The sequence below is a fragment of the Enterobacter sp. 725m/11 genome, from assembly GCF_011683705.1.
Lineage (GTDB): Bacteria > Pseudomonadota > Gammaproteobacteria > Enterobacterales > Enterobacteriaceae > Enterobacter > Enterobacter bugandensis.
On the sequence record NZ_JAAQOK010000012.1, the window covers coordinates 52,728 to 77,441 of the forward strand.

General features: G+C 48.4%; 32 protein-coding genes. 18 read left to right on the forward strand and 14 right to left on the reverse strand.

What is annotated here, in order from left to right; translation table 11 throughout:
• Window positions 1-18 precede the first annotated feature (18 nt).
• On the forward strand, window positions 19-1,242 hold the full coding sequence (pepT, locus tag HBA26_RS07130) for a peptidase T (protein ID WP_032644861.1): 1,224 nt from the start codon (window positions 19-21) through the stop codon (window positions 1,240-1,242).
• Between the two features lie 41 nt (window positions 1,243-1,283).
• On the opposite strand, the gene HBA26_RS07135 is transcribed toward pepT, so the two are convergent.
• From HBA26_RS07135 to HBA26_RS07175, 9 genes are all read right to left on the reverse strand, one after another.
• Window positions 1,284-2,405: a cupin domain-containing protein gene (locus tag HBA26_RS07135; protein ID WP_047364295.1), complete on the reverse strand. Its 1,122-nt coding sequence runs from the start codon at window positions 2,403-2,405 to the stop codon at window positions 1,284-1,286.
• Between the two features lie 90 nt (window positions 2,406-2,495).
• Entirely contained in the window at window positions 2,496-3,959 is a 1,464-nt protein-coding gene (gene phoQ / locus HBA26_RS07140; RefSeq protein ID WP_126345247.1) for a two-component system sensor histidine kinase PhoQ, read from the reverse strand.
• Entirely contained in the window at window positions 3,960-4,631 is a 672-nt protein-coding gene (gene phoP / locus HBA26_RS07145; RefSeq protein WP_025911763.1) for a two-component system response regulator PhoP, read from the reverse strand.
• Between the two features lie 73 nt (window positions 4,632-4,704).
• Window positions 4,705-5,991 carry a site-specific integrase gene (locus tag HBA26_RS07150; protein ID WP_163363187.1) on the reverse strand — a complete coding sequence of 429 codons (1,287 nt, stop codon included), beginning with the start codon at window positions 5,989-5,991 and terminating at the stop codon, window positions 4,705-4,707.
• Window positions 5,991-6,206, reverse strand: a complete 216-nt coding sequence (xisR, locus tag HBA26_RS07155) for an excisionase family protein (protein ID WP_050861086.1) — start codon at window positions 6,204-6,206, stop codon at window positions 5,991-5,993. Before xisR ends, HBA26_RS07150 begins: the two co-directional genes overlap by 1 nt.
• 61 nt (window positions 6,207-6,267) lie before the next feature.
• Entirely contained in the window at window positions 6,268-6,507 is a 240-nt protein-coding gene (locus HBA26_RS07160; protein WP_074164875.1) for a DUF4060 family protein, read from the reverse strand.
• Entirely contained in the window at window positions 6,494-8,395 is a 1,902-nt protein-coding gene (locus HBA26_RS07165) for an exodeoxyribonuclease VIII (RefSeq protein ID WP_166720835.1), read from the reverse strand. Before HBA26_RS07165 ends, HBA26_RS07160 begins: the two co-directional genes overlap by 14 nt.
• Window positions 8,396-8,617: 222 nt before the next feature.
• Entirely contained in the window at window positions 8,618-8,890 is a 273-nt protein-coding gene (locus HBA26_RS07170; protein ID WP_166720836.1) for a hypothetical protein, read from the reverse strand.
• A gap of 67 nt (window positions 8,891-8,957) precedes the next feature.
• Complete coding sequence (locus HBA26_RS07175; RefSeq protein WP_023311187.1) at window positions 8,958-9,143, reverse strand: hypothetical protein; 186 nt, start codon at window positions 9,141-9,143, stop codon at window positions 8,958-8,960.
• 170 nt (window positions 9,144-9,313) lie between these two features.
• Between HBA26_RS07175 and HBA26_RS07180 the strand changes: the two genes are divergently transcribed.
• Window positions 9,314-9,655 (forward strand): hypothetical protein, encoded by a 342-nt coding sequence (locus HBA26_RS07180; protein ID WP_166720837.1) that lies wholly within the window; start codon window positions 9,314-9,316, stop codon window positions 9,653-9,655.
• Here HBA26_RS07180 and HBA26_RS07185 read toward each other — a convergent pair.
• Both HBA26_RS07185 and HBA26_RS22880 read right to left on the reverse strand, forming a co-directional pair.
• The gene (locus HBA26_RS07185) at window positions 9,584-9,964 is read right to left on the reverse strand and encodes a hypothetical protein (protein ID WP_243854831.1); all 381 of its coding nucleotides are present in this window, start codon (window positions 9,962-9,964) and stop codon (window positions 9,584-9,586) included. The two genes, HBA26_RS07180 and HBA26_RS07185, sit on opposite strands and share 72 nt — an antisense overlap.
• Window positions 9,965-10,154: 190 nt before the next feature.
• Entirely contained in the window at window positions 10,155-10,550 is a 396-nt protein-coding gene (locus HBA26_RS22880) for a hypothetical protein (protein ID WP_044158267.1), read from the reverse strand.
• Window positions 10,551-10,644: 94 nt separating this feature from the next.
• Here HBA26_RS22880 and HBA26_RS07195 point away from each other — a divergent pair, with 94 nt between their 5' ends.
• The 6 genes from HBA26_RS07195 (at window position 10,645) to cui (ending at window position 14,609) form a co-directional block, all read left to right on the forward strand.
• Entirely contained in the window at window positions 10,645-10,902 is a 258-nt protein-coding gene (locus HBA26_RS07195) for a YdaS family helix-turn-helix protein (RefSeq protein ID WP_166720838.1), read from the forward strand.
• A complete protein-coding gene (locus HBA26_RS07200) occupies window positions 10,902-11,354 on the forward strand; it encodes a hypothetical protein (protein WP_023311190.1) in 453 nt (150 codons plus the stop codon). The genes HBA26_RS07195 and HBA26_RS07200 overlap by 1 nt, the downstream gene beginning before the upstream one ends.
• Window positions 11,355-11,376: 22 nt before the next feature.
• The gene (locus tag HBA26_RS07205) at window positions 11,377-12,294 is read left to right on the forward strand and encodes a helix-turn-helix domain-containing protein (RefSeq protein WP_047749226.1); all 918 of its coding nucleotides are present in this window, start codon (window positions 11,377-11,379) and stop codon (window positions 12,292-12,294) included.
• A gap of 2 nt (window positions 12,295-12,296) precedes the next feature.
• A complete protein-coding gene (locus HBA26_RS07210; RefSeq protein ID WP_047749225.1) occupies window positions 12,297-13,025 on the forward strand; it encodes an ATP-binding protein in 729 nt (242 codons plus the stop codon).
• A 29-nt stretch (window positions 13,026-13,054) separates the two neighbouring features.
• Window positions 13,055-13,711: a DUF1627 domain-containing protein gene (locus HBA26_RS07215; protein ID WP_047749224.1), complete on the forward strand. Its 657-nt coding sequence runs from the start codon at window positions 13,055-13,057 to the stop codon at window positions 13,709-13,711.
• A gap of 355 nt (window positions 13,712-14,066) precedes the next feature.
• The gene (gene cui, locus HBA26_RS07220) at window positions 14,067-14,609 is read left to right on the forward strand and encodes a colicin immunity protein Cui (RefSeq protein ID WP_166720839.1); all 543 of its coding nucleotides are present in this window, start codon (window positions 14,067-14,069) and stop codon (window positions 14,607-14,609) included.
• Between the two features lie 38 nt (window positions 14,610-14,647).
• On the opposite strand, the gene HBA26_RS07225 is transcribed toward cui, so the two are convergent.
• Window positions 14,648-15,760, reverse strand: a complete 1,113-nt coding sequence (locus HBA26_RS07225) for a colicin-like pore-forming protein (RefSeq protein ID WP_166720840.1) — start codon at window positions 15,758-15,760, stop codon at window positions 14,648-14,650.
• Between the two features lie 186 nt (window positions 15,761-15,946).
• On the opposite strand from HBA26_RS07225, the gene HBA26_RS07230 reads away from it, so the two are divergent.
• From HBA26_RS07230 to HBA26_RS07260, 7 genes are all read left to right on the forward strand, one after another.
• Entirely contained in the window at window positions 15,947-16,366 is a 420-nt protein-coding gene (locus HBA26_RS07230) for an Exc2 family lipoprotein (protein ID WP_126304368.1), read from the forward strand.
• A 250-nt stretch (window positions 16,367-16,616) separates the two neighbouring features.
• A complete protein-coding gene (locus HBA26_RS07235) occupies window positions 16,617-16,940 on the forward strand; it encodes a hypothetical protein (RefSeq protein ID WP_166720841.1) in 324 nt (107 codons plus the stop codon).
• Between the two features lie 174 nt (window positions 16,941-17,114).
• Window positions 17,115-17,333: a hypothetical protein gene (locus HBA26_RS07240; RefSeq protein ID WP_047749290.1), complete on the forward strand. Its 219-nt coding sequence runs from the start codon at window positions 17,115-17,117 to the stop codon at window positions 17,331-17,333.
• Window positions 17,334-17,477: 144 nt separating this feature from the next.
• Window positions 17,478-17,774, forward strand: coding sequence for a Ref family recombination enhancement nuclease (locus HBA26_RS07245; RefSeq protein ID WP_054829607.1), 297 nt, complete (start codon window positions 17,478-17,480; stop codon window positions 17,772-17,774).
• Window positions 17,767-19,299, forward strand: a complete 1,533-nt coding sequence (gene dcm, locus HBA26_RS07250) for a DNA (cytosine-5-)-methyltransferase (RefSeq protein ID WP_166720842.1) — start codon at window positions 17,767-17,769, stop codon at window positions 19,297-19,299. Before HBA26_RS07245 ends, dcm begins: the two co-directional genes overlap by 8 nt.
• Window positions 19,292-19,648, forward strand: a complete 357-nt coding sequence (locus HBA26_RS07255) for a RusA family crossover junction endodeoxyribonuclease (protein ID WP_166720843.1) — start codon at window positions 19,292-19,294, stop codon at window positions 19,646-19,648. The genes dcm and HBA26_RS07255 overlap by 8 nt, the downstream gene beginning before the upstream one ends.
• Window positions 19,649-19,728: 80 nt before the next feature.
• Window positions 19,729-20,091 carry an antiterminator Q family protein gene (locus HBA26_RS07260; RefSeq protein WP_166720861.1) on the forward strand — a complete coding sequence of 121 codons (363 nt, stop codon included), beginning with the start codon at window positions 19,729-19,731 and terminating at the stop codon, window positions 20,089-20,091.
• 33 nt (window positions 20,092-20,124) lie between these two features.
• Here the strand turns inward: HBA26_RS07260 and HBA26_RS07265 are convergent, their stop codons facing one another.
• Window positions 20,125-22,074, reverse strand: coding sequence for an AAA family ATPase (locus HBA26_RS07265; RefSeq protein WP_166720844.1), 1,950 nt, complete (start codon window positions 22,072-22,074; stop codon window positions 20,125-20,127).
• A 197-nt stretch (window positions 22,075-22,271) separates the two neighbouring features.
• Here HBA26_RS07265 and HBA26_RS07270 point away from each other — a divergent pair, with 197 nt between their 5' ends.
• The 3 genes from HBA26_RS07270 to HBA26_RS07280 are packed head-to-tail and all read left to right on the forward strand — an operon-like array spanning window position 22,272 to window position 23,625.
• The gene (locus HBA26_RS07270; RefSeq protein ID WP_166720845.1) at window positions 22,272-22,574 is read left to right on the forward strand and encodes a hypothetical protein; all 303 of its coding nucleotides are present in this window, start codon (window positions 22,272-22,274) and stop codon (window positions 22,572-22,574) included.
• Window positions 22,574-23,110 carry a lysozyme gene (locus tag HBA26_RS07275; protein WP_166720862.1) on the forward strand — a complete coding sequence of 179 codons (537 nt, stop codon included), beginning with the start codon at window positions 22,574-22,576 and terminating at the stop codon, window positions 23,108-23,110. The genes HBA26_RS07270 and HBA26_RS07275 overlap by 1 nt, the downstream gene beginning before the upstream one ends.
• Window positions 23,107-23,625, forward strand: a complete 519-nt coding sequence (locus HBA26_RS07280; RefSeq protein ID WP_166720846.1) for a hypothetical protein — start codon at window positions 23,107-23,109, stop codon at window positions 23,623-23,625. Before HBA26_RS07275 ends, HBA26_RS07280 begins: the two co-directional genes overlap by 4 nt.
• Window positions 23,626-24,268: 643 nt before the next feature.
• On the opposite strand, the gene HBA26_RS07285 is transcribed toward HBA26_RS07280, so the two are convergent.
• On the reverse strand, window positions 24,269-24,559 hold the full coding sequence (locus HBA26_RS07285; RefSeq protein ID WP_126296521.1) for a Bor family protein: 291 nt from the start codon (window positions 24,557-24,559) through the stop codon (window positions 24,269-24,271).
• Window positions 24,560-24,714: the final 155 nt, after the last annotated feature.

Consider the following 24,714-nt stretch of genomic DNA (forward strand, 5'->3'; position numbering starts at 1 on the left):
AAAAGTGAGGGTGACTGCATGGATAAATTACTTGAGCGTTTTTTACAGTATGTTTCGCTGGATACCCAATCTAAGCCGGGTGTCCGCCAGGTGCCAAGCACCGAAGGCCAGTGGAAGTTGTTAAACCTGCTTAAAGAGCAGCTTGAGGCCATGGGGCTGGTCAACGTCACGTTAAGCGAAAAAGGCACTGTGATGGGAACGCTGCCGGCGAATGTGCCGGGTGATATTCCGGCGATTGGCTTTATTTCTCATGTCGATACCTCACCTGATTTTAGCGGCAAACACGTGAACCCGCAGATCGTGGAAAACTACCGCGGCGGTGATATCGCGCTGGGGATTGGCGACGAAGTGCTGTCGCCGGTGATGTTCCCGGTGCTGCACCAGTTGCTCGGCCAGACGCTGATCACCACCGACGGCAAAACGCTGCTGGGGGCGGATGACAAGGCGGGCATCGCGGAAATCATGACGGCGCTGGCAGTGCTGAAAGGTAAAAACATCCCGCACGGGGACATCCGCGTTGCTTTTACCCCAGATGAAGAGGTAGGTAAGGGCGCGAAGCACTTCGACGTGGACGCTTTTAACGCGCAGTGGGCGTATACCGTCGACGGCGGTGGCGTGGGCGAGCTGGAGTATGAAAACTTCAACGCGGCGTCGGTGACCATAAAAATTGTCGGAAACAACGTTCACCCCGGGTCTGCCAAAGGGGTGATGGTGAACGCGCTGTCGCTGGCGTCGCGTATTCATGCGGAAGTCCCGGCGGAAGAGAGCCCTGAACAGACAGAGGGGTACGAGGGCTTTTATCACCTCACCAGCATCAAAGGCACCGTGGACAGCGCGCAGATGCACTACATCATCCGCGATTTCGATCGTAAAGCCTTTGAGGCGCGCAAGCGCAAAATGATGGAGATCGCCAAGAAGGTTGGGAAGGGATTGCATCCTGACTGCTATATTGAGCTGATCATTGAAGACAGCTATTACAATATGCGCGACAAGGTGATGGCCCATCCGCACATTCTGGATATCGCCCAGCAGGCGATGCGAGACTGCGATATTGAACCGGTATTAAAACCGATTCGCGGCGGAACTGACGGCTCGCAGCTGTCGTTTATGGGGCTACCGTGCCCGAACCTGTTTACCGGGGGCTATAACTACCACGGCAAGCATGAGTTTGTGACGCTGGAAGGGATGGAAAAGGCGGTGAAGGTGATTGTGCGCATAGCCGAGTTAACCGCGAAGCGGTAAGAAAAGCCCGGTGGCGCAGCGCCACCGGGCATTGTCACAACTCAGTCCTCAAAGAACCAGTACCCGCTGTTGACCAGCGCGGCCAGCATCGCGAGGAAGGATGGGTCTTCCAGCGCGTCGCCAAAGGTTTCTGCAGTCAGTACCATATGGCTGGCAATGGCTTCCAGCGCCGGGCGGTGCGGGGAGTCGAGCTTCTCACCGTTGACGAAGACCTCTTCACCAATGCGCAGCACGCGTAATCCGCCCAGACGAACCAACTTGTCACCCTGCTGCAGCGCATCATAGATCTCATCTGCCTGATACGGCGGCTCCGGCGGTGCAACGTCCAGCTCGTGACGTGACTGACTGATAAATTCGCCAAACCACTGCCTGAAATGTTCCGGCTCGTTGATCAGATCCAGCATCATGCCGCGCAGCTTATCCAGCTCTTCTGGCACGATGTCTGCCGGATGCTCGCGTGCAGGCACATCCGGATCGCTGTAGCGATAGCTGCCCAGCTCGCGCTGCAGGACATAGTCGGCAAAGCCGCTGATCATCTCGCGGCCGCTCGGCGCGCGGAACCCGACAGAGTAGTTCAGCGAGTTCTCCAGGGAGTAACCTTCGTGAGGGAATCCTGGCGGAATGTAGAGAATATCGCCTGGCTCCAGCTCTTCGTCGATAATGCCTTCGAACGGATCCACCTGAAGCAGATCCGGGTGCGGGCAGTGCTGCTTCATCGGCACTTTTTCGCCCACGCGCCAGCGGCGGCGGCCCGTGCCCTGAATGATAAACACGTCGTACTGGTCCAGATGCGGACCCACGCCGCCGCCAGGTACGGAGAAGGAGATCATCAGATCGTCCATTCGCCAGTCTGGCAGGGCGCGGAACGGGCGCATTAGCGCGGCAGTCGGCTCGTGCCAGTGGTTAACCGCCTGCACCAGCAGCGACCAGTTGCTTTCGCCGAGATGATCGTAGCTTTCGAAAGGACCGTGGCTGACCTGCCATTTCCCGTCCTGGTGGCTGACCAGACGGCTGTCGACTTCGTTTTCCATGGCCAGACCGGCCAGCTCGTCAGGTGAGATAGGGTCGACAAAGTTGCTGAACCCGCGTTTCAGAACCACCGGGCGCTTTTGCCAGTAACGTTCAATAAACTCGGGCCAGTTAAGTGTTAAATGATAATCCATATTTTTTTATCCGCAGGCTCTTACTGACTCGGATTATAACGGAAGCTCAGCCCCCCGGCTGCGAGATCCTCGCATTTTTCACATAACGGGTTAACTATCATCCGATGTGGGCTGCTGACGACCAAAAATCACTTCCATTCTGGCCCCGCCGAGCAAGCTTTCGCTGGTTTCGATTTTTCCGTCATACTGGTCGACAATCTCGCGGGCGACGGCTAAACCCACGCCCTGACCGGGGCGCAGCGTATCCGCTCGCTGACCGCGATCGAACACCACATCACGTTTATTAATCGGGATCCCGGGGCCATCATCCTCAACGATAATGTGTAACTCGTTATCCGTCTGGCGCGCCGATACTTCAACAAACTCCAGGCAGTATTTACAGGCGTTATCCAGCAGGTTGCCCATTACTTCCATGAAGTCATTTTTTTCGCCAACAAAGCTAATTTCAGGCGAAATATCGAGGCTGATGTTCACCCCTTTACGCTGATACACCTTGTTAAGGGCGGACGTGAGATTATCCAGCAGCGGGGCCACCGGGTGCAGTTCGCGGCTCAGGAGCGCGCTGCCGGAACGCATGCTGGCGCGGTGCAGATAGTAGCCAATTTGCTGCGAGATTCGGCTGATTTGTTCCAGCATCACCGGCTCGGCATCGTCGACGCTCAGCCTTGAGCTGCGCATGGAACGCAGGGTGCTTTGCATTACGGCCAGCGGCGTTTTCAGGCTGTGGGTGAGGTCGGTCAGGGTCGTACGGTACTTATCATAGCGTTCACGCTCGCTTTTCAGCAGGCGATTGAGGTTACGCACCAGACTGGTCAGCTCACGGGTGGTTTCCGGATTGAGCTTTTCACGATGATGTTCCTCAAGCTCGCGCACCTCTCGCGCCAGGGACTCAATAGGGCGCAAGCTCCACCACGCCGCCACCCAAAGCAGCGGGATCACCAGCAGCAGGTTTGCGGCCAGAACATAAACGAACCAGCCCCAGACCTTATAGGAACGTTTTAGCTCAACCGGAATGGTGTCGATCACCACAATGGTTAACTGCGGCATGTTTATGGTCGCCGGGTAGATATTGATCGCCACCGAGTGCGTCATTTCCGTCTCGGCATCGTCAGCCCGGATTTCATTGAGCTTTTGCTGCATCGAGCGATCTTCGCGAATCAGCGTGCTGGTGGTATTGAGATCGGCTTCTATCTCATGAAACCCGTTGGTTTTGAGCCACTCCGGACGAATGCTTTTCGCCAGCCACGGAATATCACGTTGCGCCCAAAGCAACTTTCCCTTTTCATTGTAAATCAGGGCTAAAGTAGGACTCTGTTGATCCAGGTTCTCTGGCATTTCAACGGTGATATGGTTGTCTTCCCATGTAGCAAGGGTATAAAACAGATTACTTTCGCCGCGTAACAGTCGAAAGGTCGTTTTATCGAAGCTGACGCTGTAGCCCACTAGGGCGACCAGACCGTAGGAGAGCGACAGCACCAGCACCACCGCGGCCGTTGCCAGTAAAAAACGAACCCGCAGCGAGAGGGGCAGAATGTGGCGCAAAATCCGTCTCATTTAGCGTAATTCGAACAGGTAGCCCTGGCCGCGAACGGTCGTAATCACGTCCTGCGGATACTGCGCTTGAATTTTCTTACGCAAACGGCCCATCAGCACGTCTATAGTGTGACTCTCGCGCAGCTCAGCGTCAGGGTAGAGCTGGAGCATTAAGGAGTCTTTGCTCACTACTTTTCCGCTGTTACGGATCAGCGTTTCCATAATGGTGTATTCGAACGCGGTGAGCTTGATCACTTCATCGTTAATCGAGAGCTCGCGACGGGAGAGATCCACCTGGAAAGGCGGAATGGAGATAACCTGTGAAGCCAGCCCGCTGTTGCGGCGTAACAGCGCCTGCATGCGCGCCGCCACTTCTTCAATGTGAAACGGTTTGGTGACGTAATCATCCGCACCGGCGCTGAGCACTTCAACTTTGTCCTGCCAGCCTTCGCGGGCGGTGAGAACCAGAACCGGCAGGGAAACGTCATGGCTGCGCCAGCGACGAATTAACGACAGGCCGTCTTCATCAGGCAGGCCTAAATCGACAATGGCGATGTCCGGCAGGTGTTCATTGAGATAATAATCGGCTTCTTTTGCATCTTCAGCATCATCCACCTGATGTCCCATCTCCTGAAGCTGAACCTTCAGGTGGTGGCGTAGCAATGCGTTATCCTCAACAACCAGTACGCGCATCATCTTTTCTCCCAGAATAAATAGTATGAATAGTTTAACGCTGATTATGTTGTTTGAAACCAGCGCCATGAAATTAAATGACTTTTTTCAGGCTCCCTATGCCTTGGGGGCGTCCTGGGGGCATCGCCGTAGGCATCTGATTGTTCAACATGTTGACCTGGTCCTGGTTCATATCTCCAATCCACTTTGAGTAAACCTCATACACCATACGCGCATCCTCGTGCCCCATCTGGCTGGCGATAAAGGAAGGGTTAGCACCGGCCATAAGTGTCCAGCATGCGTAAGTGTGACGGGACTGATAAGGATTTCTCTCACGTATACCGGAAAGTTTAGTGCCCCGTTTCCATCCGTACGAAATCGAATTTTTAGAAAAAAAGCTCTCATTCACTGACGATTTTTTTTCAGGGGAAAAGACAAAGCGCAGATTTTGCGGCTCGGTTTTGCCGATTTCCCTGTGATGAAAGATGATCTCCTGCCTTGGGTTATTGCCGGTGATTTCGTACTGCTCCAGCAACGCTTCATGTGCAGGCTTAAGCAGCGTGATCGTTCTGATGCCAGCATCTGTTTTTGGTGGCACAAACACACGCTTGTTCGTCAGGCTTCTTGATACGTGAATCTCACCTTTTTTCAGATCGATATCCTCCCACGCCAGAGCACAAATCTCTCCGGGCCTCATTCCCGTGTGGACGGCTACAATGATGATCAAAGCCAGTTTTCGGGGAAGGGCGGCAATCAGTGCCTGGTACTCATGAAGTAAAAGCGGATCGGGGTCTGCCTTAGATAGCTTTAGCCTGGATACGCCCTCATAAGGAGCATGTAATATAAACTGACTTCGATTCGCAAGCTTCAGCATTTCTGATAAAACTGCCATCTGTTTATTGACTGTTGAGGGCGCGCGACCCTTTTTAACCAGGTTAGGCATTGAAGGGTTTAATACGCTGCCGGTCAGCAGCTCTTTGCGGTAATTCAGGATATCTGCGTGCTGAATATCAGCCAAAGGTGTGTTTTCTCCCACTACACGTTTCAGGGTGTTCACTGCAGATGTGAGTGAATGCAGCGTAGCTCCTGAAACCTCCAGTGCCTTTGTATCAATGAAAAAATCGCTCAGCTCTTTAAATGTTGTGATCCGCTTAGTTGATGAGAATTTTTTAAGTGCTTTTGACTCAGGGAAGCGCGCCGCATAGTCAAACTGACCAAACTGAATCTCACTCACGATGACTGCGCGAAGGTTTCCCGCCTTCTTTATGTTGCTGCTGTTAACCACCCAGCCACGGAGAACTTCGCGGCAGCGAATGCCGCGATAGATAAATGTGATCCTGATTTTTCCGTTATGAAGTTCAACGCCGGTAGGAAAGTTCATCATGCTTCCTGAATAAATCTGTTAATCAGCGGGAAGTTGTACCAGACCAAAGCGCGTTTGCTTTCTCCACCGGGTACCGCGGGTACTCGCTTAAAGTGAACCCCTTCAATCCAGCATCCGAGGCGATAAGCTTTTATTTGCCTTTCATCCAGCCCCGTTTTCTCAGTTAGCTTTCCCGCCACCATCCACTCTTCATCAAAAATGATTTGCGCCATGCTTAACTCCATGACGCCGCCACAATAACGCGGCGGCAGATAGTTTGTTGATTGTTAAAAATCACCGGTCAAGTCCCGGCAGACATTGTAGATGCCGTGCGCGGGTCATTGCCGTGGCTACATAACTACGTGGTCGGTTTACTACCTCAACAGTGATTTTTCTTCCTCGGATCTTGATGGTGTAAAACGTCTGTTTGTCACTGCGACCATGCTCGCCATATTTCTCAAAATGCCACTTGAGCGCGGCGGCGCATGCTGGCCCGCCGATGCTGTCTCGTTTGCTCCGGTTAATCAGACGCACTGGAGCCTTCCTGATGATTGATAACGCTGCTGGCAAGCCCGGCGGCCATAGCCGGTAATTCCTCATACTGATTGCAATATGCTGGGTTGGAGCATAATCCCTGCAGGGCAGCAATGGTCAGCTGTTGCAGGTAGGTAACAGGCGAATGCGGCGCGTTTGTTACAGTTGCTGGTTCTGGGGCGGCAATCGGTTTTGCAGTAACGGCTGGCGGATCGAGCACGATAGATTTTGGTGGTGCCGGGCGGCGGTATTCCACGATCGCATCAAGTGCTATTTTCTGGCGAACACTGATATCGTCTGACCACTGTTCAAGAATCGTAGTGGCAACATCCTGTACTTCTTCATCACTGAAATCAGGCGACAGACAAAATTCAGTCGCGGTGATATCTGCAATCAGTAACGGGAAAAGGTTCTCGATATCTTTACCCGTGGTGGCGATGAGATTTTCGATATCATCCTGGTCACCAATGTTTGTGCGCCCGGACATCAGCTCGTTTAATGCATGGGCGATTTCAATCTCTCGATCATTTATCGCAGGTGGTACTTCCTCTTTTTCGCCCTCATTTGAGGGGGCTGTATTCATTAGGGCATCGACAGAGAAGACGCCGCCGCCAAGGTTCTCCACCCGCGATTGATCATCTGCTTGCTGTTCAGGTGCTGGGCTCTGAGCGAATGCCTCGTTAAGTTCTTTGTCGAGTTGCGCAGCTTTGCCAGGGCAAACTGCTGGTGGCAGAGTTTCGCCCGGTACAGTCGATTCGGTTTCATCATTTTCTTTTTGCTTAGCATTGGTGCGAGGTTTTGGGCGGCAGGCCGTATCAATTGTTTTCTGGTCAGGGTGCGCGTGGTCAGATTCAACCAACTCGCGATTGATGTATTCCCGTAATTTGATCGGATTGAGCCAGATGTCTTCTGGTGCTGACTTGATCAGGGCGATGATGGACGCACGCGAATAGTCCAAAATTCCAGGGGTACCGCGTAGCTGTGCCCACCATGCAGTAAAACGAGGATCCTGTGCGGCTTCCGCCATTGCTTTCGCTGGAATCATGTATTTATTCGGGATCCAGTAAATGTCGATGTCGTCGTACATGCTCAGAATGGCAATAGCCACTTCGATACGCAGCGTAGAGAGGTTATGAACCAGATCCGGACTGCGGTCTGTCTTGTTGCCGCCTCCCAGGGTGGCACCCGAATCTGTGCGGTTGTCTTCGTTGACGGGGGCAGCTTGTGGGCGCTTATCTACCGGCGTATCCAGCCATCTGGTGATCCGCCTTTTAATGTCTGGCCACTGAGTCGTTTCTTTAGTGTCCTCACGCACCCAGGCGAGCAACTGCTCCTGGCGTTCAGGTGCCAGTTCAAGCGCGCGTCGCTCTTTTACCAGTGCTTCTGCAAGCTCGCGGGCAAAGCTGGGTTCATCGTCATTCTTCAGATCGACGATCTGGCCATACTGTGCGGTGGTGATTCCAGGGACCGGGCCGAACAGTGCCAGACAGGCAGCGCGGGATGCCAGGTCAAGCTGCGCAACGAATTTAATTTCTTCCTGACTCTTGTTGTCGTCCCATTCTTCCTTTGCATCAACTTCTGGCTGTGGTGCAGCAGCTGGTTCACCGCGGTTGGTATTCCAGACAACGTGCTCACCAAAGAAATCAGAGCTAAACACATCAAGCTCAGGGCAGGGGAGATCATCATGGTGCTCCCAGATTTTCACCTTAAAATAATTATCAATATGTTCAGGATGTTCAGCCGCAAGCTTACCGAAAATAACGGCCTCAGCGATGGCTTTTGTGGCCGAATTAACTGCGGTTGCAAGTGGTTTTAAATCGGGATGTTTTTTTAATGCTTTATCTTTTGGGAAGTAAGCACCACCAAATACTTTTAACTCAACAGACATAATAACCTCGTTTAATATTTGAAAAATGTTGTTGAATGAAATGGCTTGCGGATGCCTCGTTTTACTTTTCTTAAAGCGTCACGCTTTTCTCTTTTTTCATTGCATTGCTCACATAAATAAATCGTGCGCTTAAAGGGATATATGTCTGTATTCCTTTCGCGCATTTCAGATTTTTTATATTCGTGGCAGCAAACAACGCAATGACAAATGATGTCATCCATATCAGTTAAGTTGTTGGCGTTTGTGATCGTAATAAGACATGCCACAAGCGTTCTGCGCTTCTGCGAAGTTCACAGAGAGCAAGCTAATGTGCTTAACAGCGCAGACCGGGCAATGAAACTCACCGAGCACGTAGCCACCGTCAAGCACAACGGTTACGGGGCCAGAAGATGGCAGATGAACAACGCCAGAAATGGCACCGTTAATATTAAAAGTTGCAAGGTCTTTATTGGTTATAGCCAGGTTCATTTCTACGGTTGTAATAGTTGCTTTCATTTTACAATCCTTAATTTAAGGTGTGAAAATCCCTGCCAGTTAAGGCATCGGTTTTAGGGTGGTAGAATTAAATAACTTTTAGATTATTGCGCCATTCCTGATAAGGCTGGCGATGCACAACAAAATTTCTGTATTTTCGTAATACTTTCCAGGCGGCATGGCATCCCGCAACATCGCGAAGAAATACTGAAGTTACGAGTTTTCCCTGTGCCCAAGCTATTTGTTGTTCCGGTGTTAATTGTGTCTTATCCATATATGAACACTCCACTATGAAACCAGCTTTAAAAAGGGTGGTATATGCATAGACCACGGGAATGCATATACCACCAAGACTACACACAGCAATGATTCATATGCCTGTCTTTTCACCACTTCAGGCTCGGTGGTATGCTGGAGTTCTCACACAGCCAGCAAGGAAATCTTATGAGCCAGTTTTATGTTCACGTTCGCTTATTTGAAGCCACAGCCGAACAGGCAAAAAAATTTGAAGAACTTATGCTTAACTTTCTGTACCAGAAAACAATCAAAGAGTCTGACGACGACTGCTGCAGACTAATTCCTGAAGGATACATCCTCAAAAGCACAATGAATTGCCAACAAATCGTCGATCAAACATTTGCGATTGCCAGCAGCGCCGGAGTTAACGCAAATATCTTTGTCTGTAAATTTGATCAAAGCGCGCACTTACTCCCTTCAGCTGCTATGGTTGGCAACGATTTCGTTCATCACGATCTTACGCCTAAGCCCATCAAGCTCGATTCTTAAAGCCTTAACCAATGTTTCATGGTAAATCACGTTCACCCCACCGGGCTCTGAGGTGAACTTGATTTTCTTTTCTGCCTCCTTGAAGAAATCGTCCATAGTGGCTGGCTGATTTGAAATGTCGATGGCGGCCTGAGCGGTACAGGCTTCGATCCGCTCATCAATCAGTGCCAACTGCCCCTCCAGCTCTGCCTTGCTTTCACGCAATTCACGCAGGCGATTCAATGAGAAATGCTTTTCCTCAATCCACGCTGCTAACTGCTCGTCATTCAAACCGTTGGCAATGATCGTTGGTTCTTTTGGTGATTCCATGGCTATCTCCCTTGTTCACCCTTATCGCCGGGTAGGCGGAACGTTTACTGATTACTGCGTGTTTTGTTGGTCTAAGTTTATAAAGAAATAAACCATAATGTAAAGTTAATAGTAAACAAAAAGGCGTTAAAAATTGGATGTGATTGAATTCTGAGAAAAAAAAGACCGCAACAAGCGGTCGTTAGGGGAGTTAGTCTATTTCGAGGTCTTTCAGCATCTGAAGGATTTCTTGTTTGCTTTTGCCTTTCAGCCTTGCCTTGAGCTCATTGTCTATGGAGTTAACTTGGGCCCTAAGGTTTACCATGTGCTGCTCTTTTTCCCATTCAGCAAGGCTGTCGAAAAGGTCTAGCAATTCTTCATGGCGCGCGTCAAATGGGCGAGGGGATTTTATCTCTTCACCCATAGGTTCTTCATCAAGATAACCAGGAGCCATGCCGTAATCTCGTTCAATACGGCGCGCAGCTCTCTCGCCGAACGACGCTTTGCCGTTGATCAGCTGTGAAAGGTAGCTCTTCTCTTTCTCAGGCAAGGTTCTGCTAGAAAACCATGCAGCTAGGCGCTTGCGCCTGATTTCTTTTGTGTCCATGCAGTCATTTTGATTAGTAATTTCTAAACAAGCAAAAACTTGACATCAATGTTTAGCGGTTTATAAACTTGCAGCTCCACACACAGGAGCAATTATGCAACTCAATGACTTTTTGAAAGCCGGTGGGCCAAAGGTCCGCAAGGCGCTGGAGCAACACCTTGGGATATCGAAATCTTACCTCTCTCAACTTGCAACGGGGCGGGCTGCTATTTCGCCAAGTCGATGCATCGTTATCGAAACCTTCACCGATGGAAAGGTTTCTCGATCTGATATGCGGCCAAGCGATTGGGCAGAAATTTGGCCTGATTACAAGCAAAAAAATAACACAACAGCTCAGGAGGATACTGACTGATGGAAATCAAAAAACTGGCATGTGAGCTGGAGTCCTGGGCGCAGGAAAAGGGCTGGAAGACAGTTACGCAGCTGATAACTCCGCATCACTTTGGCGATCTGCTTCAGCCATTGGATAACGTGACGGACCCTGACGAGTACGCGCGGCGCTTGCACAACAACAAGCAAATTATTCAGCGTGCATTCCGCAACGATACGCCTAACTACCTGAAACAGGCAGAAGCCCTGAGCTATGCCATCCGCACAGCCATTGATAACGAGCTGGAGCAGAAAGACTGCATGCTCTACCGGGCCGCCAGGGTTAACAAAGAGTGTATCGAAGCCACCAACGCGGTATTCACTGGGAAACCGCAACCGGTAATCCGCCGCGAGACTCTGGAAGCTATCGACGCGCTGGCGCAGCTGGTCGGCGTCAAAGTGAAGCTGGTTTCTACTTGTTCAAACGTAGCCTAGTTCAGCTGTATCGAGGTGTTCTATGAGCATGGAACTGATGGTTCAGGCGATGAAGGTCAAGGTGGGAAACCCGCTTCGTAAGCTGGTCTTGCTTAAGCTGGCCGATAACGCAAGTGACCAGGGCGAGTGCTGGCCGAGCTATCAGCATATCGCTGATCAGTGTGAGATCAGCCGTCGTTCCGTCATGAATCATGTTGCCGCGCTTTGCGAGTCTGGACTGATGCGAAAAGAGACCAGATCGGGGCCGAAAGGCAATGGCAGCAATTTCTACCGACTAACCCTGAGCGGTGCAAATACCAGTGCGAGGGTAGTGCAGGAGATTCACCAGGATGGTGAAGCAAATTCACCAGGGGCTGGTGTAGGAGATTCACCAGATGGTGCAACACATTCACCAGGGGATAGTGAAGGAGATTCACCCAGAATCAGTCACTCTTCTGAACCAGTCAAAGAACCAGAAAATACTTCTTGTCCGGACGCTCCGCCTTCGGACGGAAAATTGACAAAAACCGATTTTTTAAAGCGCCACCCAGAAGCGGTGGTCTACAGCCCTGCAAAACGCCAGTGGGGCAGCCAGGAAGATTTGACCTGTGCGCAATGGATCTGGAAGCGCGTGCTGAAACTCTACGAGGAGGCCGCAACCTTTGACGGCGAGATCGTTCGCCCGAAAGAGCCGAACTGGACGGCATGGGCGAACGAAGTTCGTCTGATGCGCACCCTTGATGGCCGTAGCCACAAGCAAATTTGTGAAATGTTCAAGCGCGTTCAGAGCGATACGTTCTGGGTTCGCCAGGTCAAATGCCCGGCCAAACTGCGCGAAAAATGGGATGACTTGATTATCCGCCTGCCGCCGCCGGGCACAGGGCATTACCAGGCTGGTGGACGGGATATCAATCAGATCTCCCGTCCCGATAACACCGTTCCGCCAGGATTCAGGGGGTAAGCATGCAAAACGCAGGTTCCATTCTCGATCGCCTTCGCCGCGTCATTCCGCCGGGCGTAGAACCCAAATTTAAGAGCGCTGCAGAGCTGATGGCCTGGCAGCGCGAAGAAGGGCAAAAGCGCGCAGCGGAGATCGACAAGATCAACCAGCAGGCGTGGGCAGAGAAAATTTTCGGGCGATCCGGGATCCAGAACCTGCACCGCAGCTGCAGCTTCGCGAACTACAAGGTGGAGGGGGATGGCCAGCGGCATGCACTGAGTATGGCAAAGAGCTATGCGCAAAATTTTGGTACAGGGTTCGCCAGTTTCGTTTTCACCGGAAAGCCAGGTACCGGGAAAAACCACCTTTCAGCGGCCATCGGCAACTACCTGCTGAAGCAGGGGAAAACGGTCCTGATTGTGACGGTTCCGGATCTGACTCTTCGCGCTAGGGCCTGTTATGACGAAGGGCGTTCTGAAGCCGCGCTGCTGGACGACCTCTGCAAAGTTGATCTGCTGGTGCTCGACGAAGTCGGTATTCAGCGCGACAGCCGCGGCGAGAAAGTTTTGTTGAACCAGATTATCGATCGCCGCCTGGCCGCCATGCGCCCGGTTGGTGTTCTGACCAACCTGAATTACGACGCGCTGGTAGAAACCCTGGGTGAAAGGGTTGTTGACCGCCTGCGCATGGATAACGGCATTTGGGTGAACTTTGACTGGGAGAGCTATCGCGGAAACGTTAGCCACCTGTGACCTGTTAAGTAAATTTTGAGGAGAAAATTATGGAATCTGTAATCGACGCACTGAAAGCCATGAAAAAAGCGACATATCGTGAGGTTGCCGCCCGTCTTGATATTGAGCCCGTAGAAGCACTGAATATGCTGCGCGAGCACAAACAGCAGGGTTTGTGTGATTTCTTCGATGGATCATGGTCGGTCGGTACCGCGAAGGAACATAAGCCGAAGCGTATCAGACCCAAGCAGCCATCGCCGCTGGTGGAGAGGGTATTGTCAGCAATGCAGGGGCAGGGGGCTATGACGGCCAATCAGGTCGCAGAAAAACTGGGTAAAGGTTCGCGAGCCCTGAATGCATCGCTGGGTGCAATGTGCAAGGACGGTCTGGTCCTACGCCATGTGGACGGTAAAAACATTACTTGGAGCCTGGCGGGTGAACCGGTAATACAACCAGAGCAGCAGGAGCCCGCGGCAGCGGAAGTCAAGGCTGCATCGGCTCCGGAAAGCAAACCCCTTGAAGAAATTATTGGGGATATCCCGGCTTTCGTCAGCCGTCCGGATGATCTGATTATTCCTTCATCGCGTTATATCTCGACTGAAATCCGCCGCACGAAAGCGAAGCTGGCAAACCTGCAGCGTCTGCAGGGGGCCGTTCGCGAGTTGCGCCGCCACAAACATTTGCTGCAGAGGATGGGAAATGACTGATTTACCGAAATGCCCTGTATGTGGCATGTCCCCTGCACTGAGGGTTCGCTGCCGGGGAATGAACTGGGGGGCCGCAGAAATTAGGTGCTCTAACGGTTGTTCAGAATGGCGAGTTGGATTCTCTTTTCCGCCAGGAGGGGAGAGGGAGGCTCGAAGAGAGCTTGAAGATAACTGGCGTAGGCTTGTGGAAAAAACTTAACGCTATAATTGTAGTATTTGCTCTTATGCATGAAAAAGGTCAACAACACCGACAAAATGGATCGAATAGCAAATCTGCAATATAATTATTTCATTTTTCAATCCACTGACTAAACTCAGAGGGACAAGTTCGAAACACAGGGTAGGTGAAATGTCTATGAAGCAAGTTGAATCAAGGAGTTTGACAAATATTGCGGCAAAAAGAATGTATTATATTTTTCTTGTCGGGGTTATACCTTTGATTCTGATTTTTTTATCATATACTAACAACCAAGGGAGCGATTCTCTAACTTATTTATATGCGTTATCTGGTAAAGTTCCTGAGTTAATTTCAGCCAATAACCCAACATTAAGTAGTGTTATGAGTTTTTATGTTAAAATTGCTCCTTTGTTAGGTGTTTTGTTTTTCTTGATTGCCCGGAGGAAATTAACTTTAAAAACCAATTTTTCTTTCACAAAAGGTATTTTGGCTTTTATGTTATTCACCGTGTTTTATATTGCAATTATTTATTATTTGTTGGTGTCGAACGTGGAGCTAACTGAATCAGGAAGATTTATGAGGCTTTTATCAGGGAACGATTATCTTCTTACTGTTTTTTTCGTTAGCGTATTTTATGTGTGTTATATCCTCACCTGCTATTACATCAGCTATGCTTATGCAGTTTTCTTATTATCAAAATTAAAAATTAAGCACCGGTGATAGTTAAGGGGCAGATAACATCTCTGCCCCCTTTTAGATCAATGAGCTGGTCTGATTATTTCATTGTTGATTTTATCAACGATTTTATCGTCAACGAATGAAGCTAGGTAACTAATGCCTATAATTCCTGCAATTGTTAATGCAGTAATTGGTAGCCCGACGGTTGTCGCAACAAAAGACGCCAGGGCGCCAAAGATCCCCATTGCTACACCGACAGCAATACCACTAATAACCCAGGACTCAACCTCTAGCATCAATGGACCCCAGTTTCCTGTTTCGTAGCCTTGGATGCTTTTCTCTCGGATTTTTTCTACTTTGATCACCAGATCTGCAGTCTTAAATGCTTTGCTTAGATTGCCGAGTTTGTTTGCCATATCACTCGCATTCAGGCTTTTCCAGGCGTTAACAATCGCAGTTTTATCACCTTGATTAATTTTCATCCCCGGATTAGCAATAATCTTATTCAGAGAGGCCATTGCATCATTGTAGTTACGAATTGTTTTACCTTGGAAGTTCTTAACGTTACTTGCAATTTCCCTTGACACATCCTTATATTTTTGCCCTAAGTAACTACCAACTTTTTCCCCCATGTCAGCAATAATTTCGCTGGCTTTTTGTAATGCTTCAATTTGATTATCTTCATCGAGCATCTTCTGGACATTTTCGCGCAAATTACCCCGGGCTGCTTTTGGTATACTTCCATCCCGCACTGCTTGCTCATATAAGTTCTTAAGCGCTTTCCGGGAAACTTTATCATTGGAGCCATAGTACTTTGCCGTTCTATCCCAGGTAGATGGAGCGCTCGTAGTGCTAATTCCATTTTGATTCTGGGAGTTATTACTACCAGACTGTGAACCTGAGTTACCACCATTACCACCGGAGCCTTTACCTGAATGACTGTCTACTCCTGAACTGATAGCAATTGCACCACCGGCAGAAAATACTCCAGCCGCATCACCTCTGTTAGCAGCATTCACCTGTGCACTGTTGTTTGGATCCACAGAAAATCCATTAATATTCTGTGTACGGCCACCATTCCCACCATTACCCGACGTACCGGAATTACTGCCAGAACCAGAGTTACCGATGCCAGGATTTTTGCCACCACTGAACGCATTGTTGTGTGCATTTTCGCCACCATTACCACTCATAGTTAATTCCTCTTTGACGATTAAAAGTTATAAAAACTGCATATAAACAACTGGGTATATATACAGTGATTCGAATCCTACGCCGCTGTTTTGACCGTGTCAATGACAGATTTTGGGGTATGACTATGAGTGAAAAATCCTGATAAGCTACTGATGGGAATGTTTTTTACTGGAATGGAGATCTCCATGAATAAATCTACCGGAGTATTCGTGTGTGCATTGTTAACATCATCCTTGATGAGCAGCGCATGCACCCCTCAAACAAGTGCAGAACGCCATGCACGCCAGTATGTATATGCTGCAGATGACGGCTTTGACCCGAATGTACGCGTTATAAAAGCCGACAGTATTAAGATGGCGGTGCCATTCTTTAAAACTTTTCATGATCTGGGAGCAAAAGACCGCTCATCAGGCATGTCTATAGAGGACGCCAACAAGCGTGCAGATAGTTTTCGTAGCGAGTCATTTCTGAACTCCATTCAGAGTGAAACAATTTTCGCGGGAACTCGTTACGTCGATAATAAATCATGGTCTGCTAAACAGCGTAAAGCTATGAGCGACGCTATCTCTGAAGCCTACATTGATGGCTATGAAGGAAGAATGTGAGTAGTAATAACAGAACATTTCGGTACCAGTTTCTGCATTACATTCATGAACACACGTGGTTGTAGCTCACTAACGTAAAAGTTTTAGTTAGAGATGATTTTGTATGGTTTCTCTTAAGTTAAAGAATGGAGTTTAGTGCTTTTTTATTAATCACTTACCCGCTTATGCGGGTTTTTTTGACCCAAATTCTTGACCCTCATTTTTTTAGTGATACTGTATAAATGTACAGTTAAGTGCTAAGGGGGTTATCATGGGATTTCAATCACCAGCATTAGACCTCGCTGAGCAGATTCTCACTATTACCAACCTTTACGGTAATGACGACAACTGCCGAACCATCGAAACATCAGCTGGATACGTGATAATAAACATTGCCAGAGAGCCGAAGATAGGTGACACCATCTTAATTGCGTTCTGCGGTAGTCTGGACTTCGCAAAAGTTCAGGGGAAGGCATTAATAACTCAGGATGGCGAGGCTATAGAGGGTGATTCCCTTGATGATGCGACAATAATGGGAGTTGTGACGTACTTTCTGAATCGAGTGACAGATACCGATGATCGGCCTGTGATTTAAAAAGCCGGACCTGAGTACTGTGTTTAGAAAGCAGATCGGTTAGACAGGTCAATTACGGTTAATTGATCTTTCTAACCTATTAGACATCTGGTTAGCGGAAACCTAAATGAAATCAGTTCACAGGGAGAAAAGGACCGCCCCCGCAAGGGGAAATCCATTTTTAGGGAATTGCCCATGAAATTGAATGAATTTGCTGCCGGTCTCACCAAAGACGGAATGCTTGTTTTATGTCTTACTGATGGTGAAATAACAGACTACCTGGTGACCAGCAAGGCATTGCGCACACTGATTCGCCGGGAAGGAGGCGGGCTTTCAGCCCAGATTCTGGACGATGAAGATCGGATTATCAATTTGAACTCCCTGCCAGAAGCACTTAAGGTTCTCAAGCCGTAAGTGTTGATTTATAATAATCAAACGGGCTGAACACCCACTGATTACTGCGCCAACCTGAGGAATCAAAATGGCGCAGAGCATTACCCTAAACAACTCTCACCGCCCGTCTATGTGCGGTGTTTCTGCTTATGCTGGTGGTCCAGCATGAAGAAAGCAGATAGCCTCCATCTTTCACGTGTGGCCGCACTGGGCTGCATCGTGTGCAGAAACCAGAACCTGGGCGAGACGCCCGCGGAAATTCACCATATCCGAACCGGGCAGGGCACAAGCCAGCGCGCTGACCATCGAAAATCAATTCCCCTGTGCCATATGCATCATCGCAACGGCGGTTACGGTGTAGCGATTCATGCTGGCCGCCGCGCCTGGGAAATGAAGCACGGCACCGAAGCAGAGCTTCTGGTGCAGGTTCTCTATTTGCTGGGAGAGCCTGCCGATGAATAAGCCAGTCAGTTATGGCTCAGTGTGCAGCGGCATCGAGGCCGCCAGCGTGGCATGGCATTGCCTGGGCTGGCAGCCAGCATGGTTCGCTGAGATAGAAAATTTCCCCTCTGCTGTTCTGGCGTACCGCTGGCCGGACGTCAGCAACCTGGGAGACATGACGCAAATCGCCGCGGCAATCCGTGCCGGAAAAATCGAAGCGCCTGATGTGCTGGTGGGGGGCACCCCTTGCCAGGCGTTCAGCGTTGCGGGTTTACGTAATGGGCTGGCTGACGAACGCGGCCAGTTAACTTTGGCTTTTGTGGAGCTGGTTAATGCTATCGATGAAAAACGCAGAGAGCAGGGAAAACCACCCGTCACCGTCGTCTGGGAAAACGTCCCCGGCGTATTCAGCAGCAAAGATAATGCTTTCGGATGTTTTCTTGCAGGGCTTGCCGGCGAAAGCTGCGCGCTGGAATCACCAGGGAAGCGATGGTCAAACGCTGGTTATGTGCTGGGACCAGAAAGAGCTATTGCCTGGCGAGTGCTCGACGCTCAATTTTTCGGAGTGGCCCAACGACGCAGACGTGTGTTTGTTGTCGCAACAGCTCGAGGGGATATCGATCCCGCAAAAATTCTTTTTGAGTCCGAAGGCCTGCGCCGGAATTCTCCGCCGAGCAGAGAAACGACGGAAATCGTTGCCGCCCTTACTGCGCGAGGCGTTGGAACATGTGGCGCAGACGACAACCAGGCACAAGCCGGCCATCTTCAGGCAGTAGTTGGTACTATTGCTGCTCATTCATTTACTGGCGGCGCGGGTGGAAGACCGGAAGGGGCTGCAGCTGGACATTACATCCCCGTAGGAACTTTTCGCATGAGGGAGTTTGGCGAATACGTGAGTGATGGAACGGGATCAACATGCAAAGCCCAGGACCATAAAGACGCAACTGATTTGGCCGTTATGTCGGTGCACGGAACTCAGGACTCCGACATACTGAAAAACATTGCCCATACGCTGGGGCGTAATCATGGTCAGGAAAATGCGGTTATCGCGTTCAGCTCTAAGGATAGTGGGCACGATGCCTCCAGAGAAATTTCACCAACACTTCGCGCCGGCAACAGCGTATATGGAAACCAAAATGCTGGATCTCCTCCCGCAGTCGCTTACGCCTTCAAAGCCGGGCAGGGCGCAAAAGCCCATGGAATAGGTTATGCCTGCGAACAGGCACCTACGCTTACCAGCGCAAATAGTGGGAGCAATCAGGCTCCTGCAGTCATGCAAAACATGGCCGTTCGCCGTCTGACTCCTGTCGAGTGCGAACGCCTGCAGGGCTTCCCAGATAACCACACCCTGATCCCCACACAAAAACGTAAGCAGCTCAGCGCTGAAGAATACGCATACCTGCGCCACCACAGGCCAGAACTGACTGCAGAGCAGGCGTTCCGTCTGGCCGCCGATGGTCCTCGCTATAAAGCGATCGGCAATTCAATGGCGGTACCGGTTATGCGCTGGATTGGATCCCGTATACAGGAGGCGCTGCGTGCCTAAATACATCATCACCCCAGTGGGAAAACCCCGCATGACTCGCCGCGATAAATGGAAACAACGCCCGCCGGTGATGCGCTATCGCATGTTCTGCGATGAAGCCCGCCTGCATGGAATCCAGATTACTGAGAACGGCGCGCACATAACATTCGTTTTGCCGATGCCGAAGAGCTGGAGCAAGAAAAAGCGCACGGCTATGGACGGCCAGCCCCACCAGCAAAAGCCCGATCTGGACAACTTAACAAAATCTCTGTTGGACGCCATGTTTGAGGATGATTCCCACATTTGGGACGCCCGGACATCAAAACTATGGGGCGAAACCGGAATGATAATTATCGAGGACATTAAATGAACTTGGAGGTATCACTCAAGCGTTTGAAACTAAAGGGCGTCCACATCAGCTATAGCGTAAAAAACTCAGGAGCACAAAAAATGCGTGATATTCAAATTGTTTTGGAGCGCTGGGGAGGGTGGGCTGCATGCGATAGTTCAGGAGTTGACTATTCACCCATCGCTGCTGGCTTTAAAGGGCTTATACCTCAATCGAGCAAAGCTCGCCTTTCATGTACTGATGACGATGCTATGATTATTGAGGGATGTCTTGCGCGCCTTCAGAAAAGAAAACCCTATGAGCACTCTCTCTTAGTTGCTCATTATTTATATAGGGTATCTAAAAGAAAAATAGCCAAAGTGCTAAAGAAAGATGAAAGAATCATTCGAATTGAGATCCAGTTAGCAGAAGGGTTTATTGATGGCTGTTTAGCTATGCTAAACGTTAGGCTTGATATGGATTAATATTACTGCGGTCACTTAGTGTGACCGCATATTTTATTTTTGAAGCTCAACAAAAGCATCTTCAAATACTGTATTTACAAATCCCCATTCAAGAAAGGCTAGTGTTGATTTTCTTACGAATTGATAGATTACCGGAGGGTATGGATTGTTTTGTTTTAATTCATTGATTTTAGGGTAGTTTTTGAATATCAAATCTTCCAGTGCATGACCGTTTGTATGATAATATTCCCTGTCAGATTTGAAGCTGCGACCATTCATATATGATATGACATAGTCTTTGTTACTCTCCCTTTTTAATATTCTTTTCATTACATTATCAATTACATTCTGTAGGATAATGTCATTATTTAATACTTCATGCCATGGGGTGTTATTAATTTCCTTAAAGGAAAAATCGTTGTGCGTAATGTCATTGCGATGATAATATGCGAATAAGCTAATTGGATCATAAACGACATTTTCAATAGAATATGCTTTACCCCTAGCAAATACTATAATGTCTGTTAAATGTTTTCTTGCTGTAAGATCCCAATCTATCAGTCCTCTTACAGTATGGTTGCCATTTTTTCTCAAGCTTTCTACAATTCCAACGACTTTATCCCAATTACCCTCGCCATTAATTATTTTGATAAGCTCGCTGACATCACTTTCATTCTTTATATATCTTATGAAATGTTTCCTTAATTCATTTTCGGCTATCTTTTCACCTGAGCTTACAAAGGAAAGATTAATAAACCTATTTATTTTTGAAGAGTTGTCTTTTACTTTACGATAAATCAATTCATAGATGTTATGATCGTTTTCATTTTCCACATAAACTTGGCGGTTATTGTCAGGGTTTATTGAAATTTGACTCACCCCTTCGAGTAATTCAGCGATAGCATTGTCTTTATCAATTTTAGTAGCAATGTATTTTCCTGATTTTTCGGAAAAGCTTAAATTAAGTATGTTATCATTCGGGCATAAGGCAACAGTAGTTGGAGAATGAGTGGTGATAATAAAATTAACTTTTAGCAACTCATGCAACTGTTTTAGACACAAGAAGAGATCATTTGTCATCTGCGGATGCAAATGTGCATCGGGTTCATCAATTAGAATTAAAGACTTGTTAGTGAATACGTATTTCGGATTGGAATATTTTATCTCAAAAGTTTTCTCAGCTAACCAAAAAATAATTTTTTCACCAGCTGATAAATCTTTGATGTCAATTGGTTCGTTAGTTTTATTCAAAATAAGTTTGGGATTATAATCAAAATGTGCATTTTCTTCATCGGGAAGTAAAATTGAGAACTTTCCCCTAAAAAGTTTTTGTATGGTGTTGTTAAATGCGACAGCAGGACTTTCTAAGCCCATAATCTTAGATAATTCATCTTCACTAAGGAATGAATAATCACCACCTTCTTGTTTAAGGAATTTGAGCCATCTATTCTTGTGCCTAGTTTGGTAGTAATTGACGGTTAATTGACTTAGACTTGTTTGGGTAGGCGTGACTTTTCCATTAATAACATCCTTATGAGCCAATAACGATAGTTCTATTTCGTCTGCTGAAAGTTTATGCGATTCTTTACCAAGTAATAACTCAGCATGTTGGAGTATTTCTCTGGCCTTAAATTCTTCGTGATCATATATTCTTGAACCATTATTTCTGGGTATCGGGTGAGTTTCTGGAAGTTCAGATGAGTTCTTTATGGTAGATGCTAATAACCGAAGGTTTTGGGAAAGATGTTTAGCATACTCATTATTAGTATAATTAATGAGGATGTTTCGATTATCAATGTCCATGTTTAATATGGTTGTATGGGTTTGTTCTATCTGCGCGTCATCAATAATAACAAGGCAAGAATTATTTACTATCCCTTCTAAAAGACGGGTTTTGCCTGCTCCATTTCGCCCTGTTACTAGACATAAATAATCTGAAAAAGTAATGGGGAGTTCAAGTTCAAAGCCTTTGTATCGATTTATTGATGAAATTGATGTGTACATTTTGCGTTCCATCCGATGACTAAAGCAATAATTATATCAAAAATAACTAACGCGGTCCGCAAAATAAGTTGTAATGTGATAAAAATTGGTTTCATACCAAGATCTGAATGATTTTTAGATGTCACATCTTACTAAGCTGCCTCAAGGCAGCTTTTTTTTTAACAAAATTCAGCCTCGGTAAACTGAGGGGGGAGGCCATGAAAATGAATGATTCAGGGAACATCTTCACACAGTTCTTCGCGTGGTTAGCAGCTCTGGCGTCAGCCATTGGATTTACCACTCAGGATCTGGTGTTTATGTTCTTTGGCGCTGCTGGTCTGCTTATTTCACTTGCCTCCTACATCAACGGACGGGTGGATGCACACCGCAGGCGTAGAGAAGACGAGAAGCGAACGAAAATGGTCAATGACTACCTGAAAGAGGTCGGTGATAAACCTCTTCGCGAACGTCCGGCTGCGGCAAGCGTGGTTCTCGAGGCATTACAAAAGGAAGGTGAATGATGGGAACTAGGGCAAAATTGAGTGCAGCTGTTCTGGGGCTGGTACTCGCAGGTGCGCCGGCATCTGTCATTCTCGATCAGTTTCTGAATGAGAAGGAGGGGAGCAGCCTCACTGCATACAAAGATGGTGGAGGCATCTGGACGATTTGCCGTGGGGCCACAATGGTTGATGGTAAATTGGTGGTTCAGGGCATGAAGCTGACGCAGGCGAAATGCGACCAGGTAAACGCCATCGAACGGGATAAGGCGCTTGCGTGGGTTGAACGTAATATTCACGTTCCCCTAAGCGCTCCACAGAAGGCTGGGATTGCTTCCTTTTGCCCCTACAACATCGGACCGGGTAAATGTTTCCCTTCCACTTTCTATAAGCGCATCAATGCTGGTGACCCGAAAGGGGCCTGTGAATCAATCCGCTGGTGGATTAAAGACGGTGGGCGTGATTGCCGCCTGACCAAAGGCCAGAAGAACGGCTGCTATGGTCAGGTGGAACGTCGCGATCAGGAAAGCGCTCTGGCATGCTGGGGGATAGACCAGTGAAACTTAATCTTTTCCCAGTCGCGATTGTCATAATTGCTGGCCTTTCAGTCGCACTCGTTAAAAGCTGTTCAGACGCCAGTAGCCTGCAGAGTGATAATGACGCTCTGAGAAGTGACAACACTATGCAGGGTCAGGTGATCGCCACTCAGGCATTCAACTTCAATCGGTTCAATCAGGTTGCAGAGCATGCCAACAGACTTAACTCCCTGATCGACACCCGTACTGAAGAAACCGTAATCGAATACCGGGAGATTCTCCGCCGTGAAAAAACCTGTGATCTGCCTGTTCCTGCTGATGTCGCTGGTGGGCTGCTCAAATACGCGCACCGTTTACGTTCCAGCGCAATGCACGCCGATACCGAAGGACCTGACGCAGCCGATGATAGTACCGCTGCCGCCGGCTCAATAACGTACTGCCAGGCTGTGCTCTGGATTAAGCCGCTGCTGGCCGTGATTGAGAAGGGCAATAATAACCTGGCTGGTATAAGGCAGATAGAGCTGGAAAGGAAAAACTAGGGATGGCTCATCCTTGAGCGCACGGGTATTTCTGAACGACGGCTTTACCTGACATAGCAAAGCACCTTTAAATTCTAGAAAAGACTCAATATTTAACAAGCGAAGCGCATCAATCCCAAAAAAAGCCCCCACGAGGGAGGGCTACCGGAGTCTCAGTTTCACATGCTCTTTTTATCGATGTTTCCCTGGAGTTGGCATTCTCCGCATCAGAGTCATGTGTAGCCTGGCAGCCAGGCAGATAATAACAAGCGTAAGCGTGGGGAATTAAGAATTTCCTTAGATATATGCAGTGAATTGGTGACTAGAGACAATGAAGCAGTAAAACGGGTTGACCGCAGCCTAAAGGCAATGCAGCAGTCATGATGCTGCCCCGAGTCGCGTAATGGTGAGTAGGTACAGCAGACCGATGTGAGGGTAAATAAGGGAACATGCTCCGGTAAAGAAGCGCAAACCCCAAATGCGCACCGGTTATAAGCGGCGATGAAGCGACAGCACCTCAAGGGCATGAGCGTGGCCACTTCGGATAGTGGCAGCCTTTACAAAGCCCAGTTGCTGGTGGGTTTGATAATTGTTTTACCAACCAGATGTAAAAAAGCCCCCGTTAGAGGGCTAGAGGATTATCAGCTTCAATTGCTATGGAATATTACTTCGCGCAATAGACGCGTGCTTCACGAGGGGTATAGATGCCGAAGGTGACAAATCCTAGCAGCCCATTCACAAAAGTCTGTTGAACTTCAGTACGAACAACTTTATCAGCACCACCGCAAACCTGAGCTGCATCAATTTGCTTGGATTGACCAATCCCGCTAACGAAGAAATGATGTGTCGTAACTTGCTGTGGCGTAGTCGTTATGCCTTTGTTTACTGAAAACGATTGTTGAGCGCAGCCAGAAACAGCCGTAGCAACCAGTGCTACCAAGATTAACTTTTTCATAAATGACCTTGTTGTGGTTTTAAATCTTCAAAATCTTTACACAGAACACAAAATTAAACATATCCGACCAGTAAATCGTTTTTTTCGCTTACGCAAGGCTTTTTTGCGGAACATGCCCAACCATTAAATTCTGAATATTATCATTTATAAAAGGT

What these genes read in the sequence shown, in the direction of transcription:
- pepT (WP_032644861.1), top strand. Translation starts at nt 19, where the DNA reads ATGGATAAATTACTTGAGCGTTTTTTACAGTATGTTTCGCTGGATACC.
- HBA26_RS07135 (WP_047364295.1), bottom strand. Translation starts at nt 2,405, where the DNA reads ATGGATTATCATTTAACACTTAACTGGCCCGAGTTTATTGAACGTTAC.
- phoQ (WP_126345247.1), bottom strand. Translation starts at nt 3,959, where the DNA reads ATGAGACGGATTTTGCGCCACATTCTGCCCCTCTCGCTGCGGGTTCGT.
- phoP (WP_025911763.1), bottom strand. Translation starts at nt 4,631, where the DNA reads ATGCGCGTACTGGTTGTTGAGGATAACGCATTGCTACGCCACCACCTG.
- HBA26_RS07150 (WP_163363187.1), bottom strand. Translation starts at nt 5,991, where the DNA reads ATGAACTTTCCTACCGGCGTTGAACTTCATAACGGAAAAATCAGGATC.
- xisR (WP_050861086.1), bottom strand. Translation starts at nt 6,206, where the DNA reads ATGGCGCAAATCATTTTTGATGAAGAGTGGATGGTGGCGGGAAAGCTA.
- HBA26_RS07165 (WP_166720835.1), bottom strand. Translation starts at nt 8,395, where the DNA reads ATGTCTGTTGAGTTAAAAGTATTTGGTGGTGCTTACTTCCCAAAAGAT.
- HBA26_RS07170 (WP_166720836.1), bottom strand. Translation starts at nt 8,890, where the DNA reads ATGAAAGCAACTATTACAACCGTAGAAATGAACCTGGCTATAACCAAT.
- HBA26_RS07175 (WP_023311187.1), bottom strand. Translation starts at nt 9,143, where the DNA reads ATGGATAAGACACAATTAACACCGGAACAACAAATAGCTTGGGCACAG.
- HBA26_RS07180 (WP_166720837.1), top strand. Translation starts at nt 9,314, where the DNA reads ATGAGCCAGTTTTATGTTCACGTTCGCTTATTTGAAGCCACAGCCGAA.
- HBA26_RS07185 (WP_243854831.1), bottom strand. Translation starts at nt 9,964, where the DNA reads ATGGAATCACCAAAAGAACCAACGATCATTGCCAACGGTTTGAATGAC.
- HBA26_RS22880 (WP_044158267.1), bottom strand. Translation starts at nt 10,550, where the DNA reads ATGGACACAAAAGAAATCAGGCGCAAGCGCCTAGCTGCATGGTTTTCT.
- HBA26_RS07195 (WP_166720838.1), top strand. Translation starts at nt 10,645, where the DNA reads ATGCAACTCAATGACTTTTTGAAAGCCGGTGGGCCAAAGGTCCGCAAG.
- HBA26_RS07200 (WP_023311190.1), top strand. Translation starts at nt 10,902, where the DNA reads ATGGAAATCAAAAAACTGGCATGTGAGCTGGAGTCCTGGGCGCAGGAA.
- HBA26_RS07205 (WP_047749226.1), top strand. Translation starts at nt 11,377, where the DNA reads ATGAGCATGGAACTGATGGTTCAGGCGATGAAGGTCAAGGTGGGAAAC.
- HBA26_RS07210 (WP_047749225.1), top strand. Translation starts at nt 12,297, where the DNA reads ATGCAAAACGCAGGTTCCATTCTCGATCGCCTTCGCCGCGTCATTCCG.
- HBA26_RS07215 (WP_047749224.1), top strand. Translation starts at nt 13,055, where the DNA reads ATGGAATCTGTAATCGACGCACTGAAAGCCATGAAAAAAGCGACATAT.
- cui (WP_166720839.1), top strand. Translation starts at nt 14,067, where the DNA reads ATGAAGCAAGTTGAATCAAGGAGTTTGACAAATATTGCGGCAAAAAGA.
- HBA26_RS07225 (WP_166720840.1), bottom strand. Translation starts at nt 15,760, where the DNA reads ATGAGTGGTAATGGTGGCGAAAATGCACACAACAATGCGTTCAGTGGT.
- HBA26_RS07230 (WP_126304368.1), top strand. Translation starts at nt 15,947, where the DNA reads ATGAATAAATCTACCGGAGTATTCGTGTGTGCATTGTTAACATCATCC.
- HBA26_RS07235 (WP_166720841.1), top strand. Translation starts at nt 16,617, where the DNA reads ATGGGATTTCAATCACCAGCATTAGACCTCGCTGAGCAGATTCTCACT.
- HBA26_RS07240 (WP_047749290.1), top strand. Translation starts at nt 17,115, where the DNA reads ATGAAATTGAATGAATTTGCTGCCGGTCTCACCAAAGACGGAATGCTT.
- HBA26_RS07245 (WP_054829607.1), top strand. Translation starts at nt 17,478, where the DNA reads ATGAAGAAAGCAGATAGCCTCCATCTTTCACGTGTGGCCGCACTGGGC.
- dcm (WP_166720842.1), top strand. Translation starts at nt 17,767, where the DNA reads ATGAATAAGCCAGTCAGTTATGGCTCAGTGTGCAGCGGCATCGAGGCC.
- HBA26_RS07260 (WP_166720861.1), top strand. Translation starts at nt 19,729, where the DNA reads ATGCGTGATATTCAAATTGTTTTGGAGCGCTGGGGAGGGTGGGCTGCA.
- HBA26_RS07265 (WP_166720844.1), bottom strand. Translation starts at nt 22,074, where the DNA reads ATGTACACATCAATTTCATCAATAAATCGATACAAAGGCTTTGAACTT.
- HBA26_RS07270 (WP_166720845.1), top strand. Translation starts at nt 22,272, where the DNA reads ATGAAAATGAATGATTCAGGGAACATCTTCACACAGTTCTTCGCGTGG.
- HBA26_RS07275 (WP_166720862.1), top strand. Translation starts at nt 22,574, where the DNA reads ATGGGAACTAGGGCAAAATTGAGTGCAGCTGTTCTGGGGCTGGTACTC.
- HBA26_RS07285 (WP_126296521.1), bottom strand. Translation starts at nt 24,559, where the DNA reads ATGAAAAAGTTAATCTTGGTAGCACTGGTTGCTACGGCTGTTTCTGGC.